Annotated in this window: 9 protein-coding genes and 2 tRNA genes; 5 read left to right on the top strand and 6 right to left on the bottom strand. The window is 48.1% G+C overall.

Going from position 1 to position 14,184, the window contains the following annotated elements; translation table 11 throughout:
• Positions 1-33 precede the first annotated feature (33 nt).
• Positions 34-2,919 carry a peptidase M16 gene (locus D0S45_12955; GenBank protein TIH14716.1) on the bottom strand — a complete coding sequence of 962 codons (2,886 nt, stop codon included), beginning with the start codon at positions 2,917-2,919 and terminating at the stop codon, positions 34-36.
• 241 nt (positions 2,920-3,160) lie between these two features.
• Between D0S45_12955 and D0S45_12960 the strand changes: the two genes are divergently transcribed.
• The 3 genes from D0S45_12960 (at position 3,161) to D0S45_12970 (ending at position 5,341) form a co-directional block, all read left to right on the top strand.
• Positions 3,161-3,793 (top strand): peroxiredoxin, encoded by a 633-nt coding sequence (locus D0S45_12960; GenBank protein ID TIH14717.1) that lies wholly within the window; start codon positions 3,161-3,163, stop codon positions 3,791-3,793.
• A 307-nt stretch (positions 3,794-4,100) separates the two neighbouring features.
• Positions 4,101-4,889: a class I SAM-dependent methyltransferase gene (locus D0S45_12965; protein ID TIH14718.1), complete on the top strand. Its 789-nt coding sequence runs from the start codon at positions 4,101-4,103 to the stop codon at positions 4,887-4,889.
• A gap of 20 nt (positions 4,890-4,909) precedes the next feature.
• Positions 4,910-5,341, top strand: coding sequence for a glycine zipper 2TM domain-containing protein (locus D0S45_12970; GenBank protein TIH14719.1), 432 nt, complete (start codon positions 4,910-4,912; stop codon positions 5,339-5,341).
• Positions 5,342-5,422: 81 nt separating this feature from the next.
• Here the strand turns inward: D0S45_12970 and D0S45_12975 are convergent, their stop codons facing one another.
• The 3 genes from D0S45_12975 to D0S45_12985 form a co-directional block, all read right to left on the bottom strand.
• Positions 5,423-7,525, bottom strand: a complete 2,103-nt coding sequence (locus D0S45_12975) for a methyl-accepting chemotaxis protein (protein TIH14720.1) — start codon at positions 7,523-7,525, stop codon at positions 5,423-5,425.
• A 310-nt stretch (positions 7,526-7,835) separates the two neighbouring features.
• Positions 7,836-9,209, bottom strand: a complete 1,374-nt coding sequence (locus tag D0S45_12980) for a DUF4147 domain-containing protein (GenBank protein ID TIH14721.1) — start codon at positions 9,207-9,209, stop codon at positions 7,836-7,838.
• A gap of 120 nt (positions 9,210-9,329) precedes the next feature.
• Complete coding sequence (locus tag D0S45_12985) at positions 9,330-10,043, bottom strand: FadR family transcriptional regulator (protein ID TIH14722.1); 714 nt, start codon at positions 10,041-10,043, stop codon at positions 9,330-9,332.
• 262 nt (positions 10,044-10,305) lie between these two features.
• Here D0S45_12985 and D0S45_12990 point away from each other — a divergent pair, with 262 nt between their 5' ends.
• Entirely contained in the window at positions 10,306-12,249 is a 1,944-nt protein-coding gene (locus D0S45_12990) for a HAMP domain-containing protein (GenBank protein ID TIH14723.1), read from the top strand.
• Positions 12,250-12,364: 115 nt separating this feature from the next.
• Here D0S45_12990 and D0S45_12995 read toward each other — a convergent pair.
• Together D0S45_12995 and D0S45_13000 are read right to left on the bottom strand one after the other, a co-directional pair.
• A tRNA-Lys gene (locus D0S45_12995) sits at positions 12,365-12,440 on the bottom strand.
• A gap of 136 nt (positions 12,441-12,576) precedes the next feature.
• A tRNA-Lys gene (locus tag D0S45_13000) sits at positions 12,577-12,652 on the bottom strand.
• Positions 12,653-12,913: 261 nt separating this feature from the next.
• Here D0S45_13000 and D0S45_13005 point away from each other — a divergent pair.
• Positions 12,914-14,179, top strand: a complete 1,266-nt coding sequence (locus D0S45_13005) for a phenylacetate--CoA ligase family protein (GenBank protein ID TIH14724.1) — start codon at positions 12,914-12,916, stop codon at positions 14,177-14,179.
• Positions 14,180-14,184 lie beyond the last annotated feature (5 nt).

A 14,184-nucleotide genomic window follows, 5' to 3' on the forward strand; every position in this document is an offset into this window, starting at 1 on the left:
GCCGCATTTCTTATAAATTAGGTTATAGCCATCTTACAATACATCCACCAGATCCAGATCAAGACCGGATTCTTCCATGGCTTTTTTGCTGCCGATCACCACTACATCGCCGTTATCGGCTACTGACTTGGCTGCTGCTCCGAAATTGCGGAAATCCTGTTCACTGCAACCGAGCACCTGATCACGAATAGTCTGCCTGAAAGCAGCATCTTCACCGCTGAGGTGGCGCACCATGGAGGTGAAGCCCTTGGCATCGGGAAGCATGTAGTTGTCGATTTCCCCGATCCCGCCGAGTACAGCTTTTTCCAGCTCATCACTGTTCACTTCGAGAGTGTTCAGATACTCGGCAACCCCGTCATAGGTGTCGAGAGTACGGGTCAGATTGGGGTCACGGTAGGAAACAAAACTCAGGCTGCCGGAAGAACGGTCAAACATGGAGAAAGAGCCGTAAGCCCCGCCCTGTACGCGGACCTTATCCCAGAGATATCCGGTACGCAAATAACGGCTGATTACGTGCGCCGCGCCGGAATATTCATAGCCATGCTCATAAACATTAGCACCCTTGGCAACATAGTTGACCTGCGCGGGAATGCACAAACCTTCAGCTTTTGAAAAAGAACTGCGTTGGCGCTGGGCAACGGTTTTGTTGCCAGCAGGTAGGGTTCCAAGCATATCCGCAATGGAATTTTCAACGGAACCGAAGGTCTTGCCGTCAAGAGTCACGTTGGTGAGCAGGTTGGCCTGATTGAGGATGGTGGCGCGGATTTCTTCAAGATCAGCAACCACGGAATCAAAATCATTATCCATACGCTGGACCAGTTCACGCAGGAACTCAAGCCCGGAAATACCGTTCATAAGCTCGTTGATGTATCCGGCTTCGTTGAAGCGGGCTTTCATGCGCGTGGCAGCCATAATGTGCCCGGATGGAACAAGAGCCTGCTCCTTGCGGGCCTTGGATTCAAGTACCAACTGGCGGATGCGTTCCTTGTTGTCGAGGGATGCTTCGCGCAGCAGTTCACCCATGATGGAAAGCAGGTCGGCACTGCGCTCGGCTGTGGCCTTACCGCGCAGTACAAAGCGGGTGTAACTTTCGTCCATGCCATGCTTGGAGTTGACGATGGAGGAGGGGGAAACTCCGCCGGTCTTGGCAGCCATGCGTCTGGTCATGGTCACAAAGTCGGTGGATTTTGTTCCGGTCTGGACCAATGCCCGTCCGAACAGCGGCAGGTAAGGAAGCAGCCTGTCTTCCAGTCCTGCAAAATCAAAGGCGAGGTCAAGGTAGACAATTCCGTTGGTGTCCAGATCGTGGAAAAGCATTTCGCCTTTTTCTTCGCTGACGATTTCCTTACCTTCTTTATCGAGATCGGAAACCTTGAGCCGGGGGATGGTGTCCAGTGCTTCAGGAGCGTCATGGGCTTCCTGCTCCTTCTGGAGTTCTTCGGCCTTGGCGACCACGGCTTTGTATTCGGTCTCGTCCATATCTGCGCGGGCAGCGGCGAGCTTGTCTTTTTCTCTTTCCTCGCGTTCGGGTCCTACTTTGCTGTCCGGGGTGAGCAGTACGGATGAACGGTAATTATTGTTCAGGAAAATCTCTTCCATGATCGGTTCGAAAATCTTTTCCCCTTTTTCAATGCGGGCTTTGAGATCAGCCAGCGGCTGTTCGTAACGTACATATTCAAGAGGGTGTTCATCATAAAGCCACGAAGTAAGGGAAGTGATCATCACTGAAAGGCCGCGCGGGTAGGAACCGGTGTTGTTCTCACGCAGCTGAAATTCAATGGTGTTCAGGGCTGCATCAATGTCTTCACGGGCAATGCCTTTTGCAGCGAGGTCTTTCAGAGTGCTGAAGACCAGTTCTTCAACCTTGGGTGCATCTTCAGCTTCAATGCCTTTGAGTCCGGTGGAGAAGTAGAGCTGACGTAGTTCGTTTTCCAGCCCGACCCCGGCCATATCTTCACCAAGCCCGGAATCATTGAGGGCTTTGCGTAGAGGAGAGGAGGGCAGTCCGATAAGGATCTGTTCCAGTACGCTCAATTCAAGGTCGGCCATGGAATCACGGCCCCGGCTGATACCGAAGTTGAGAGTGAACATGGCTTTCTGGTTGCCGTCATCGGAAGCAGCGTATTGCTTTTCAACTACAACCGGGACTTCGAAAGGAGTCTGCACTCCGACCTCAGATTTGGGATCAATCTTATTAAACTGGCAAAAGTATTCGTCCAGCATGGCCAGACGGTGCTGCGGATCATCATCTCCGTAGAAAAAAGCGTAAGCGTTAGAGGGATGGTAGTACTTATCGTGAAAATCCATGAACTCGTCAAAGGTAAGATCGGGGATCACTTCCGGGTTACCGCCGGAATCAAGACCGTAAGTGATATCCGGGAACAGGGAGTGCTGAGTGGCCTCGTAAAGCAGGCTGTCCGGGGAAGAATAGGCCCCTTTCATTTCATTAAATACTACTCCCTTGTAGCTCAGGGTGCCGTCTTCTTCAGGCACGTAATGCCAGCCTTCCTGCATGAGAGTGTTGGGGGTCAGGTTAGGGAAGAAAACCGCATCAAGATAAACTCCCACAAGGTTGCGGAAATCCTGCTCATTGGGGCTGGCTACCGGATAAACTGTCTTGTCCGGATAGGTCATGGCATTGAGGAAGGTCTGCAAGGAGCATTTCAAAAGCTCAACAAAAGGTTCCTTAACGGGATATTTTTTTGATCCGCAAAGTACGGAATGTTCTAGAATGTGCGGCAACCCGGTGCTATTCTCCGGGGGAGTGCGGAAGCTGATACCGAAGGTCTTGTTTTCATCATTATTTATTACGGACAGAACCCGCCCGCCGGTTTTTTCATGTTCGTAGATAACGGCCTCGCCGTTAAGTTCATTAAGATATTCGCGTGATATTTCTCTGAAGCCATGTGAATTGGTCATTTATATCTCCATAAGTTTGATGATCAACGGAAATTACCTAAAAACTTTTCCCTTGGCAACGAACTAAACATTGTTTTTAAAGAGCGATGAGTACATGAAATCAGTCCGTTGAAAACTAAACAATAAAGATTACGATTACTGTTGACAGTAGAAAAAGATTTTCATACTCTGCTTTCAACAGATGAGAAAAAAATGTTATCAAAATACTGATTCTGAATTTAACCTACATAGGAGATAGAAAATGAGCTGCACAGAAGTTTTTGAAGAAGTCATAAGCACAGCATCCATCGGCGAAACTGTTCCTGACTTTACCATGGAAGCATATGATCCCGAGGATTGCGGTTTTACCGAGGTGAAATTTGAAGAAGTACGCAAAGCTGGCAAGTGGCTGGTGCTTTTCTTTTACCCGGCTGACTTTACTTTTGTCTGCCCCACAGAACTTGCCGACCTCGCGGATAAGCATGCTGAGCTGGAAAAGCTGGGTTGCGAAGTGGTCTCCGTTTCAACCGATACAAAGTTTACCCATCTGGCATGGAAAAATGATGAAAGGTTGCTCCAGAATGTGAAGTTCAAGATGGCAGCAGATCCTACCGGAGAAGTCTCTGATTTCTTCGGAGTGTATGACCATAATACCGGTCTGGCCCTGCGCGGAACTTTTGTCATCAACCCAGACGGCATGCTGGTTTCCTCTGAAATCAACTTCTATAATGTGGGCCGTAACGCAGAAGAATTGCTGCGTAAGATCGAAGCCAACGTATATCTCAAGGATCATCCGGAAGAAGCCTGCCCCGCAAAGTGGACTCCCGGTGCAAAGACCCTGACTCCCAGTGAGAAGCTGGTCGGTAAGGTCTACGAAGAATTAAATGGTGAATAGAAAGGGACTTTCCTAGTTGTCCGCTCTCTATGGATAAGCAAAGTTAACCAATTACAGTCTACCTCAGGTTAGCCTCATATAAAACACCACACCTAGTTTCCTATAACTACAGCAGTGCGTCCGGATTCCCCCATGATCCGGGCGTACTTGTTTTGGTGCTCTGATAAAACATGAAAACACTATTTGTATCAAATTAGTTGTGATGAATTTGATGGGTGCGTTGCTGCTCGGAAAAGTTTGACCGGACCTCCCTAGCAGTTTATCCTGAAAGGCATGGTAGAATTGTTCGATTAAAGTTGAGGTAAGCATGATTTGGGACGGCTTTGACGCGGAAAAATTTGAAACATGGTTTAAAACTCCTGCCGGGCAGTTTGCACTTGAGCAGGAAGTCGGGCTTATGGACCATCTTATTTCCGGCTGGCCGCGGCGCAAAAGGAAGCTGCTGGAAGTAGGTTGCGGCACCGGGCTTTTTCTCGATCATCTTTATCGTTGCGGTTTTGATATCAGCGGTGTGGACCGTTCTCCGGTGATGCTGGATGCAGCCCACAAGCGGCTGGGCAACCGTGCTTCCCTCTATCTCTGCAATGGGGAACATCTTCCTTTTACCGACAATGAATTCGACTTCACCGTACTCTGGACTGTTTTGGAGTTTTGTTCCAATCCAGAAGAAATGCTGCGTGAGGCTGCAAGGGTTTCCGCTGGTGGATTGTTGATCGGATTTCTCAATCGCCATTCAATTTATTTTTTCACCCATGGCAGGATGTGGCCTTGGGCTTCTTCTTCAACCCTGCGTAATGCGCATTGGTATTCACCTTCTGAAATGCGCAGGAGTGTTAAGGATGCCTGCGGGTACAGTCCGGCAATGACCCGGTCCGTGCTGCCCGGTCCCATGTGGAGCTGGATGAACAGGACTCCGTTAAAGCAGTTGAACGGGATGGTTTATCCTCCGTATTTCGGGGCCTTCACCGGATGTCGCGTTGATTTTCACAACCGTAGGCCCATGAATCCGTTGCATGCATGGAAGAACATGCCCTCAGCAGCGACTTCCACTAAGAGAAAAACCCTGAAACCGGAGTGCTTCAGGGGTTTAAAGTAAATTCGCCAAGGAGATTTCAGATGAAAAAATTGGTTCCATTGCTTATTGTCTGTATTCTTTTCGTAGCTTCCGGCTGTGCTAATAAAGCCCAGTCCGGAGCAGGTATCGGAGCGTTGGCCGGAGCGACAATCGGTGCCCTTACCTTTAAAAACAAGGCTTCCGGGGCGGCCATTGGTGCCGGGATCGGCGCACTTATGGGTTATGTGGTCGGCAACGAGTGGGATAAATCTGATGAAAAACAGGTTTCAAAAACTTTGGAAGCCAACCATTCCGGACAAACTTCAAACTGGACCAATCCTGATACCGGAAAATCCTACAGTGCCACTCCTTCCCCGGCTTATGTTAATCAGGGCAAAGTGTGTCGTGATGTGACCATCACTGAAGACGGTGGAGAAAAGATTCTGGCCAAGGCCTGCCGCGGTGAAGATGGGGTTTGGAGACTGCAAGAGTAGTTTTTGGATTTTGACGAAAAAAAAGAGCGCGAACCCAGTGGGATTCGCGCTCTTTTTTGGTTCTTGTATTAATTTTCATATTTATGAAACCATAGCCTGAATCAGCTTGTCCAGTTCCCTGGTCATTTCCGCTATTTCATCAACAGAGCTGGCGGCTTCGCGCATGGCGATGCTTGTTTCCTGAGAGATTCTGTCAACTTCCTCACTGGACTTGGTTATCTGCTCAGCAGTTGCAGACTGTTCCTCAGATGCAGTTGCTATTGAGTGGACCCGTTCAGAGGAATCATCGGAATAGGTGACGATTTCCCCAAGTACGGCCCCGGCTTTGTCGGCTAGTTCAGTGCTTGTTGCTACTGCGGAAACCGCAGCTTCTGATGAATTTATGTTCTTGTGGCTGGAGTTCTGGATGGCGGTGATGGCTTCGTTTACTTCCGTAGTGGCGGTCATGGTTTTTTCAGCCAGTTTGCGTACTTCGTCGGCAACAACCGCGAAACCGCGTCCGGCTTCCCCAGCCCGGGCCGCTTCAATGGCAGCGTTAAGTGCCAGCAGATTGGTCTGGTCGGCAATGTCACTGATCACTTCAATGATGCTGCTTATTCCTTCTGCCTGATGGCCCATCTCAATGGTGTCGGTACGCAGGGTTTCGGCTTGTCTCTGAATGTCTTCAATGGCTTTAACTACCTTGCCGACAACATCAGCTCCACTGGAGGCTTTTTCGCGGGTAAGCCCGGTGTTATCTGCTGCTTCCCCGGCATTACGGGCTACTTCTACTACCGTGGCATTCATTTCTTCCATAGCCGTGGCAGTTTCAGCGGTGCGCTCACTCTGTGTAGCAGCTCCGCGGCTGGCTTCATTTACCTGTCTATTCAATGACTCGGCGGAGCTGGAAAGTCTTTCGGATATTGTTGAGGCCTGTTCGGCCAGTCCGGCAACCTTTCGCTGCATGCCGATTACTTCCGTCTGGTCTACTATGATTTCAAATACCCCGGTCAAGCTGCCGTTGTTGTCTGTTATGGGGATACCGGTGTAAGCAACTGTTGTATCAGGACTAGATTCTGCATTAAGATCAAGGGAGTCCGCAGCTAATATCTTTTCATAATGGCTACTTTGAGATTTTTTGCTTAGTTGATCTATGCATTTTTGTCTGGTTTCAATAGATGGTGTGAGTCCGGCAGATCCTGCGGCCTTGTTGCTGAAGATAGAGTTATGGTTTCTACTAATGCAGGAGATGGGGTTGGCAATGTCGTCAAGGTAATTCACAAGTGAATCCGCAAGTGTGTTGGCGTTGTTCATGATGCCAGCGTAGAAGCCGGAAAGGGTGCTTGCATCTGCTCGGAAGCGCAGGTCTCCAAGCCTGATTTTCTCTACAGTCTCTTCAAGTTCTGCTGAAATTGATGTCAGACTGTCATTGATTTCCAGCATGGCCAGACTGACACCTTTGGCTTTAGTACGTTCAATTTCGTTGGCAGCATCGAGGTCACCGGCGGCAATACGACTAGCGATTTGTTGTATTGTATTCGGTTCCCCTCCTAACTGAGCCATGAGGGAACGGCCAATTAGTATGGTAATTGCGATTGAAATGAAGATTGCGACAAAGATGATCGCAATCATTGTTCTTTGTCCGGCTATAAAATCTGATTCTACTTGATGGTATACCGCTTCTGCGACCACAAGTTGAACATCAATCAGTTTGGAAATAACTTCAGTAACCGGGTCGATGGCTGGGTAGAGTTTGTTTTGGATGTAGTTAATCAACTGCTGTTCGTCTTTTGATTGGAAAATTGAGCGAAGCTTGGCAATTGACAGGTCTGCATGGGCTATCTTGGGCTTTAGTTCATTGACTAGTTTTTCTTCATCCGGAACAAGTTCTGTTCCCAGATAGGCATCTAATTCTTTCTTTATGTTTTTTTGAGCGGTGTCGAGATTTTCAATTCCCTGATTACTGCTTAAAGCTTTACTGCGGACTTTATGCGATGTGTCCACAATGTTAACCGCATATTCGTCTGAAATAATTTTTAGCTGTTTCAGCGGAATAACTCGGTCAAGGTAAACTGTTTGTAAGCCGGAATTAGTATTCTGGGTTAATTTTAGTCCGAGGATCACAGAAGTAATCATCATTAACAATAGAATTGCAGCTAGTAAGCCGATGCGAAAACTTACTCTCAAGTTGCCTAAGATATTCATAATATTCTCCCTGTCTGGTTTCTGTTCTATCCTTTTAGTAACAAAAAAAGGGTCAATATATTGAATACTATCTTAAAACAACAAATATGAACATGTTAAGTTGTTCTATTGTTGCAATTGTCGTTTCGCTGGTGATGAGTAGATGAGTGCAAAGAGGGAGAGTGAGTGCTGATTATAATTAATAGAATAGGTTGCACTAACCTTCAATGGAAGCTAAAGGAAGTGCTTGCTCCTATCAGTTGGAAAGAAGACCACTCCCTGGGGAAGTGGAAGAATGGAAGTGGCCTTCTTTTCAGCGGAATCCCGCCAACTACTTGACGATCAGCAATTGGACGTCGCAGACGTTAGTGTTGGTGGGGCCTGTTTTATACAAGGCTCCTACCATTTGAAGGAAGTGGTAGGAGTCGTTGTTTTTTAAATAGTCGGCAATGGAAAGTCCCATTTCGCGGGATTTTTCCAGAACCGCAGCGTCGGCAAATCCTCCGGCCGCGTCAGTGGGGCCGTCATTACCGTCGGTTGATGCGGCAAGGAAGTGTATGGATTCGCCGTTCAACTCATCCTGTCCCAGTCGCATAAGAAATTGCAGGGCCATTTCCTGATTACGGCCGCCCTTGCCGTCACCTTTCAAAGTCACCACTGTTTCACCGCCTACGATAATACAGGCCGGTTTCTTTTCCAGTAGTTCCCATTCCCGCTCATCCTGAGCCACTGCCCAGAGCATATCGGCTGCGTCCGCTGCTTCTCCTTGAAGACGGGAGGTCAGCATGCGTACATTGTAACCCAGCTCGATGGCCTTATCGTTTGCGCCGAGTAGGGCTATGCGGTTGGTGCCGATGAGAATATTCTCAGCCTGAATCTCGTTGAATTCGTCCTTTTTTAAGGTTTCCAGCAGCTTTCCAGTATTGCCCAGTTCAAGGGCATGAACCACATTGGCCGGGATTTTATTCCGCAGTTCGTAATTATCAATGATAGACATGGCATCACAATAAGTACTGCGATCATAGCTGGTCAGGCCGGAGGCGATGGTATCAAGGTTGTCGCCGACAACGTCTGAGAGAATGAAGTTCAGGCTGCGGGCCGGACGCAGACAGCGCAGAAGCCGTCCGCCTTTGAGGGATGAAAGATGTTTGCGGATACAGTTGATCTCGCTGATGTCAGCACCGCAGGCTAATAGGGCCTTAGTGGTGTTCTGTTTGTCCTCAAGGGTTACTTCGATCTTTTCCCCGTCTACTTCGGCGTGCATGGGGCTGGAGAGCAGGGCGGAACCGCCACCTGAAACAAGGTTGATAACCAGCGTTTTATCTGTAGTGGAGCAGGCTAGTTCTTCAATTTCCCGGGCCGCACGAACGCTGTTGTCGTCCGGTACCGGGTGGGCAGCCTCAATTGTTCTGATATATTTGAGTTCTTCGGTGTGTCCGTATTTTACGGATATCAGTCCAGACTCAATGCGCGATCCTAAAATTTCTTCAATGGCAAGGGCCATTTTAGCGGTGGCTTTGCCTGCGCCGATAACCACGATGCGTTCGAATTCCTGAAGATCAACAGCTACATCACCTTCGTCCATAGCAACGGTCAGGATTTCTCCCTTAAGGGAAACCCTGTTGGTGATGATTTTATATGGATCAACGCGGTCCAGTGCTTCGGCAAAAATCTGCCGGAGATGTTCCTGTTCGTTGGTCATCATAATTTGTTCCTCAGTTTCGTTATTTGCGAAAAGGCAATGCGTGTCCCCGCCTTATACAACCTTGCCGCATGCAGGGTTGCAACACCTTCCGGCAGAGAATGCCCGCTAAGCGCGCATTGCCTATTTATTCAAACCGGCATCACCCAGAGCTTTTAACGCCTCACTCAAGTGAGAAGCCATGAGCCGGGCCGCCAGTTCGCCATCTTTGTTTTTGATCGCGGCTAGAATTTCTTCATGCTCTTTTAGGCTTTTACTCGGCTGCCCCGGAATTTTCAGGGGAGCTTTCCAGCCTTCGATCATCGACTTGTAAAGTGCATCCATAATGGATGAGAGAACCTTGTTGCCTGTGGCCTTGCCGATCAGTCTATGAAACTCGGCATCTACCATGATTGACCGGGGCAGGTCCTCTTCTTCAACGGTTTTTTTGAACTCTTCATGAGTCTTTAAAAGCTCTTCAAAGTCTTCATCGGAAATCCGTTCTGAAGCCATGCGTGCCGTGCTGGGTTCCAGCAGGGAACGGACTTCGAAAAAATGGCGTAGAGCTTCGTAATTATCTGTCAGCCATGTAGAAAGGGGGCTGAAAATATCCCCTTCGTAGCTCTTAACAAAAGCTCCGATACCGGGCTGTGTTTCAATGAATCCTTTAATTTCCAGAATTCTGAGTGCTTCACGGATAGATCCCCGGCCCACCTGCAATTCTTTCATGAGCTGTCGCTCGGAAGGAAGAGGTTCGCCTTCAGTAAAAGTCTTGTTCTGAATCAGCTCTTCCAATTGTTTGGCTGCTGTTTCCGAAACTCTGACTTTCTTAATGGGTTTAAACATTTTTGCGCACATAGAATGATTCTGGCCGCTTATGAGTTGTTGAGGCCGGGATTCCTTTTTTTGGATGGTCTGACGTCTTATTGTCTACTGGTCCTACCAGTATAACTGAGAAGGGAAATAGTCAAGTAAAGCCGAGGTTCAAGAGCAGGAAACAGGTAAAAAAATATTTTTTTGTATTCCTTTAGATAGTTCACTGTGTTAGCTTTAGAAGAATAGAGGGGGTAAGCGTTTACTTCGGGGTGTGATTGATAGTATTTTTTGAGGAGAGTGTATTATGAGCTGGAAGAATTTAAGGCTGGCCTATAAATTTGCAGTAGGCTTCGGTTCTGTTTTGTTGCTGCTGGTTCTGCTTGGGGGGTGGTCCATATCCGGAATTGGCACAATTGTAGGGGATGCGGAAGAAGTTATCGCAGGTAACAAACTCCGTGGTGATTTTGTACAGAAGATAGTGGATCATCTTAACTGGGCCAGTGAAGTCAACAGGTTGCTGACTGATAAAGATGTTCATGAAATTGATATTCAGGTTGATCCGCATAAATGCGGCTTCGGCAAATGGTACTACAGTGAGGACCGTAAAAAAGCCGAAAAACTCGTTCCTGAAATTAAACCTCTGTTGGCTAAAATAGAGGTTCATCATAACAAATTACACAAGTCAGCCATTGAGATTGAGGAAAAGTATGAAGATGTTGATCCTGGGTTGGGTAGTTTTTTACGGGAAAAGAAGGCTGATCACCTTAATTGGATGATCAGCGCACTTAAGCAGCTCATGGATCCGCAATCCAAGGCAATAACAGTTCAGGCTAATCCTCATAAGTGTGGTCTTGGTAAATGGCTTTACTCCGCAAAAATCAAGGATATGGGCAAGCAGCATCCTGAATTCGGGGCTCTATTAAATAAAGTTTATGAGCCGCACACCAAGCTGCACGATACGGTTAAGGTTCTTAATTCGTATCTTGCGCGCGGGGACCGCGAAGGGGCTCAAAGATATTTTTCGGAAAATGTGGAAAAATACGCTAATGAAACTTTGGGTAGAATTGATTCTTTAATTGAGTGGCATGAAAACGAACTTAAACTTCTTGCTGAAGCAACAAATATTTATGCCACAGTAACAGCTCCCGCACTTGTTGCGGTGCAGGGTATTCTAACTGAAGTGCGCGGAGTAGTAGCCGACAACATTATGACCGATCAGGAAATGCTTGATGCAGCAGCAGCTACTAGGCAGATCATCATTATAGTCAGCGCGATCGCTTTCATTATCGGCATTCTTATGGCCTGGATTATCGCCCAAGGAATTCTTGGTCCCCTGAATAAGGGACTGGTATTTGTGGCTGAGGTCAGCGAAGGAGATCTCTCCGCAGATGTGGATCTACAGCGTAAGGATGAGCTTGGTAAACTTGCAGACGGCATGCGCAATATGGTTAACAGGTTGCGTAATGTTGTCGGTGATGTGAATAATGCTTCAGACAGCGTAGCCAGCGGCAGCGAAGAGCTTTCAGCTTCAGCAGAAAGTCTCTCGCAGGGTGCAACCGAGCAGGCTGCCTCTATTGAAGAGGTTTCATCTTCCATGGAAGAGATGGCAGCCAATATTAAGCAGAATGCTGAAAATGCCGTCCAAACCGAAGGCGTTGCTGAAAAATCCCAGTCTCAGGCTTCTCAGAGTGCAGACGCTGTGGGTGAGGCTGTGCAGGCCATGAAGAGCATTGCCGAGAAGATCATGATTATTGAAGAGATTGCCCGCCAGACCAATCTGCTGGCACTAAATGCCGCCATCGAGGCAGCAAGGGCAGGGGAGCACGGCAAGGGCTTTGCAGTCGTGGCTGCTGAGGTCCGCAAGCTTGCTGAGCGTAGTGGGATTGCCGCTGCTGAAATAAGCGACCTTTCCTCGTCTTCTGTTGTGGTAGCGGAAAAGGCCGGGAATATGCTTCAGGAGTTGGTTCCCAGTATCAGCAGAACTGCCGAACTGGTGCAGGAGATCGCTGCTGCCAGTAATGAGCAGAATACCGGTGTCGGCCAGATCAACAAGGCTATCCAGCAGCTTGATACGGTCATCCAGCAGAATGCTTCGGCTTCTGAAGAAATGGCTTCCACCTCTGAAGAGCTTTCCCGTCAAGGGCAGCTTTTGCAGCAGGCCATGTCTTTCTTTAAGTTAAGCAGTCACCCGACTCCCATGCTTCCAGCAGGAAGGTCATCTGAAGATGATGGGTTTGATCGGTTTTAGGGGGGGGCGAAATTAAATGAAAAGGCGCATCCATAAGGGTGCGCCTTTTTTGGGTCTAATCGTAAACAGAAAAAGGGCATTTCATCTGACGATGAAATGCCCTTTTCTTTCAAAATGGTGGGTCGTGCTGGGCTCGAACCAGCGACTCTCTGCTTAAAAGGCAGATACTCTACCAACTGAGTTAACGACCCATATATTTTAAAGCGCGTCTATCTAAACTAGCTGTTAGCCTGATGTTTGTCAAGCAGTTTGTAATGATTTAAGATGGATCGCCGTTTTGAAAGATCAGTCCCGCTTTTTGCGGGGTGTGTTCGCCGGAATGTTTGTTGGTGGGTCGTGCTGGGCTCGAACCAGCGACTCTCTGCTTAAAAGGCAGATACTCTACCAACTGAGTTAACGACCCATCCGTGCGAACGAAGAAGCTTTTATCCAGACAGCATCTTTCTGTCAACAAGAAAAATGAAAAAAGTTTGTTTTTTTTGTTTTGATGTTAGAATTTTGAGCCCGTAATATACCTTGGAAGGATGTTGGTGTGAGTTAAGCTGTTGAAATAAATACATAAAAACTAATAATGTTGACAAAAAGGTTTATTTTTCATATATTGTTTAAGTTGAGCGGGGTGCCGACTCCGTGCTCAGCAATAAATTATGGAGGAATTCTATAAATGACACGTAAAGATCGTACCGAAGGCATCTACAGCCGTCGTGAAGTACTTGATGAAGGTGAGAGACGCCAATATTGCGCTTTGCAGCTCAAGGAACTTCTGACCTATGCCTACCGTTATTCTGAAGATGTCAAAAAACGCTTCGACAGAGCACAGTTTCAGGTCGATAAGTTTAAAGAACTTGCGGACCTTAAACATATACCTATCTTAAAAAAGAAAGAACTGATCTTTCTGCAATCCATGGGACCCCGTCTCGGCGGACTCTTGACCAAAGATCTCGGTGAATTGCGCCGTATCTTTTTGTCTCCCGGTCCCATCTTCGATCCCGAAGACCGCTCCGAGGACTATTGGGGTTGGACTGAAGGTTTCTACGCTGCCGGTTTCCGTTCCGGGGACGTGGCTCAGATTACCTTCAACTACCATCTTGCTCCTGCCGGGCTGATGTTTGAAGAGCCCCTGCGCAACCTTAACTGCGCGGTTATTCCTGCTGGTCCCGGTTCCACCAATAGCCAGCTTGAAATCATGCAGAAGCTGCGTGTTACCGGTTATGTCGGTACCCCCAGTTACCTTATGCATCTGGCTCAGAAGGCGGAAGAAGCCGGCTTGAATCTGCGTAAGGATCTGTATCTTGAAGTGGCGTTTGTTACCGGGGAAAAATTCTCCGAGAAAATGCGTTCCGATCTGGAGAAGAAATTCGATCTGATCATGCGTCAGGGTTATGGAACTGCAGATGTAGGTTGTATCGGTTATGAGTGCTACCACAAGAACGGGTTGCACATTACCAACCGTGCTTTTGTTGAAATTTGCCATCCTGATACCGGTATCCCGCTCAAGGACGGCGAGGTTGGCGAAATCGTCATTACCGCTTTCAACAAAACTTACCCGCTGATCAGGCTCGCCACCGGTGACCTGAGTTACATCGACCGCAGTCCCTGTCCTTGCGGACGTTCCACACCGCGTCTCGGCAATATTGTCGGTCGTGTGGATACCACCGCACGTATTAAGGGCATGTTCGTTTACCCCCATCAGGTTGAACAGGTCATGGCTCATTTCGAAGAAGTCAAACGCTGGCAGATCGAAGTTACCAACCCCGGCGGAATCGATGAGATGGTCCTTAATATTGAGGTCTCAAACTTCAAGCGTGAAGATGAGCTGCTGCACATGTTCCGCGAGAAGATTAAGCTGCGCCCGATCCTCAAAGTCCTGACTCCCGGCTCTTTGCCTCCGCAGATCAGACCTATTGAAGATAAGCGTAACTGGGATTAGCCCGG

Origin of the sequence: Marinifilum sp. JC120 (assembly GCA_004923195.1) — a bacterium.
GTDB lineage: Bacteria > Desulfobacterota > Desulfovibrionia > Desulfovibrionales > Desulfovibrionaceae > Maridesulfovibrio.

Coding starts and splice junctions, on each gene's coding strand:
- D0S45_12955 (TIH14716.1), bottom strand. CDS start 2,919: ATGACCAATTCACATGGCTTCAGAGAAATATCACGCGAATATCTTAAT.
- D0S45_12960 (TIH14717.1), top strand. CDS start 3,161: ATGAGCTGCACAGAAGTTTTTGAAGAAGTCATAAGCACAGCATCCATC.
- D0S45_12965 (TIH14718.1), top strand. CDS start 4,101: ATGATTTGGGACGGCTTTGACGCGGAAAAATTTGAAACATGGTTTAAA.
- D0S45_12970 (TIH14719.1), top strand. CDS start 4,910: ATGAAAAAATTGGTTCCATTGCTTATTGTCTGTATTCTTTTCGTAGCT.
- D0S45_12975 (TIH14720.1), bottom strand. CDS start 7,525: ATGAATATCTTAGGCAACTTGAGAGTAAGTTTTCGCATCGGCTTACTA.
- D0S45_12980 (TIH14721.1), bottom strand. CDS start 9,209: ATGATGACCAACGAACAGGAACATCTCCGGCAGATTTTTGCCGAAGCA.
- D0S45_12985 (TIH14722.1), bottom strand. CDS start 10,043: ATGTGCGCAAAAATGTTTAAACCCATTAAGAAAGTCAGAGTTTCGGAA.
- D0S45_12990 (TIH14723.1), top strand. CDS start 10,306: ATGAGCTGGAAGAATTTAAGGCTGGCCTATAAATTTGCAGTAGGCTTC.
- D0S45_13005 (TIH14724.1), top strand. CDS start 12,914: ATGACACGTAAAGATCGTACCGAAGGCATCTACAGCCGTCGTGAAGTA.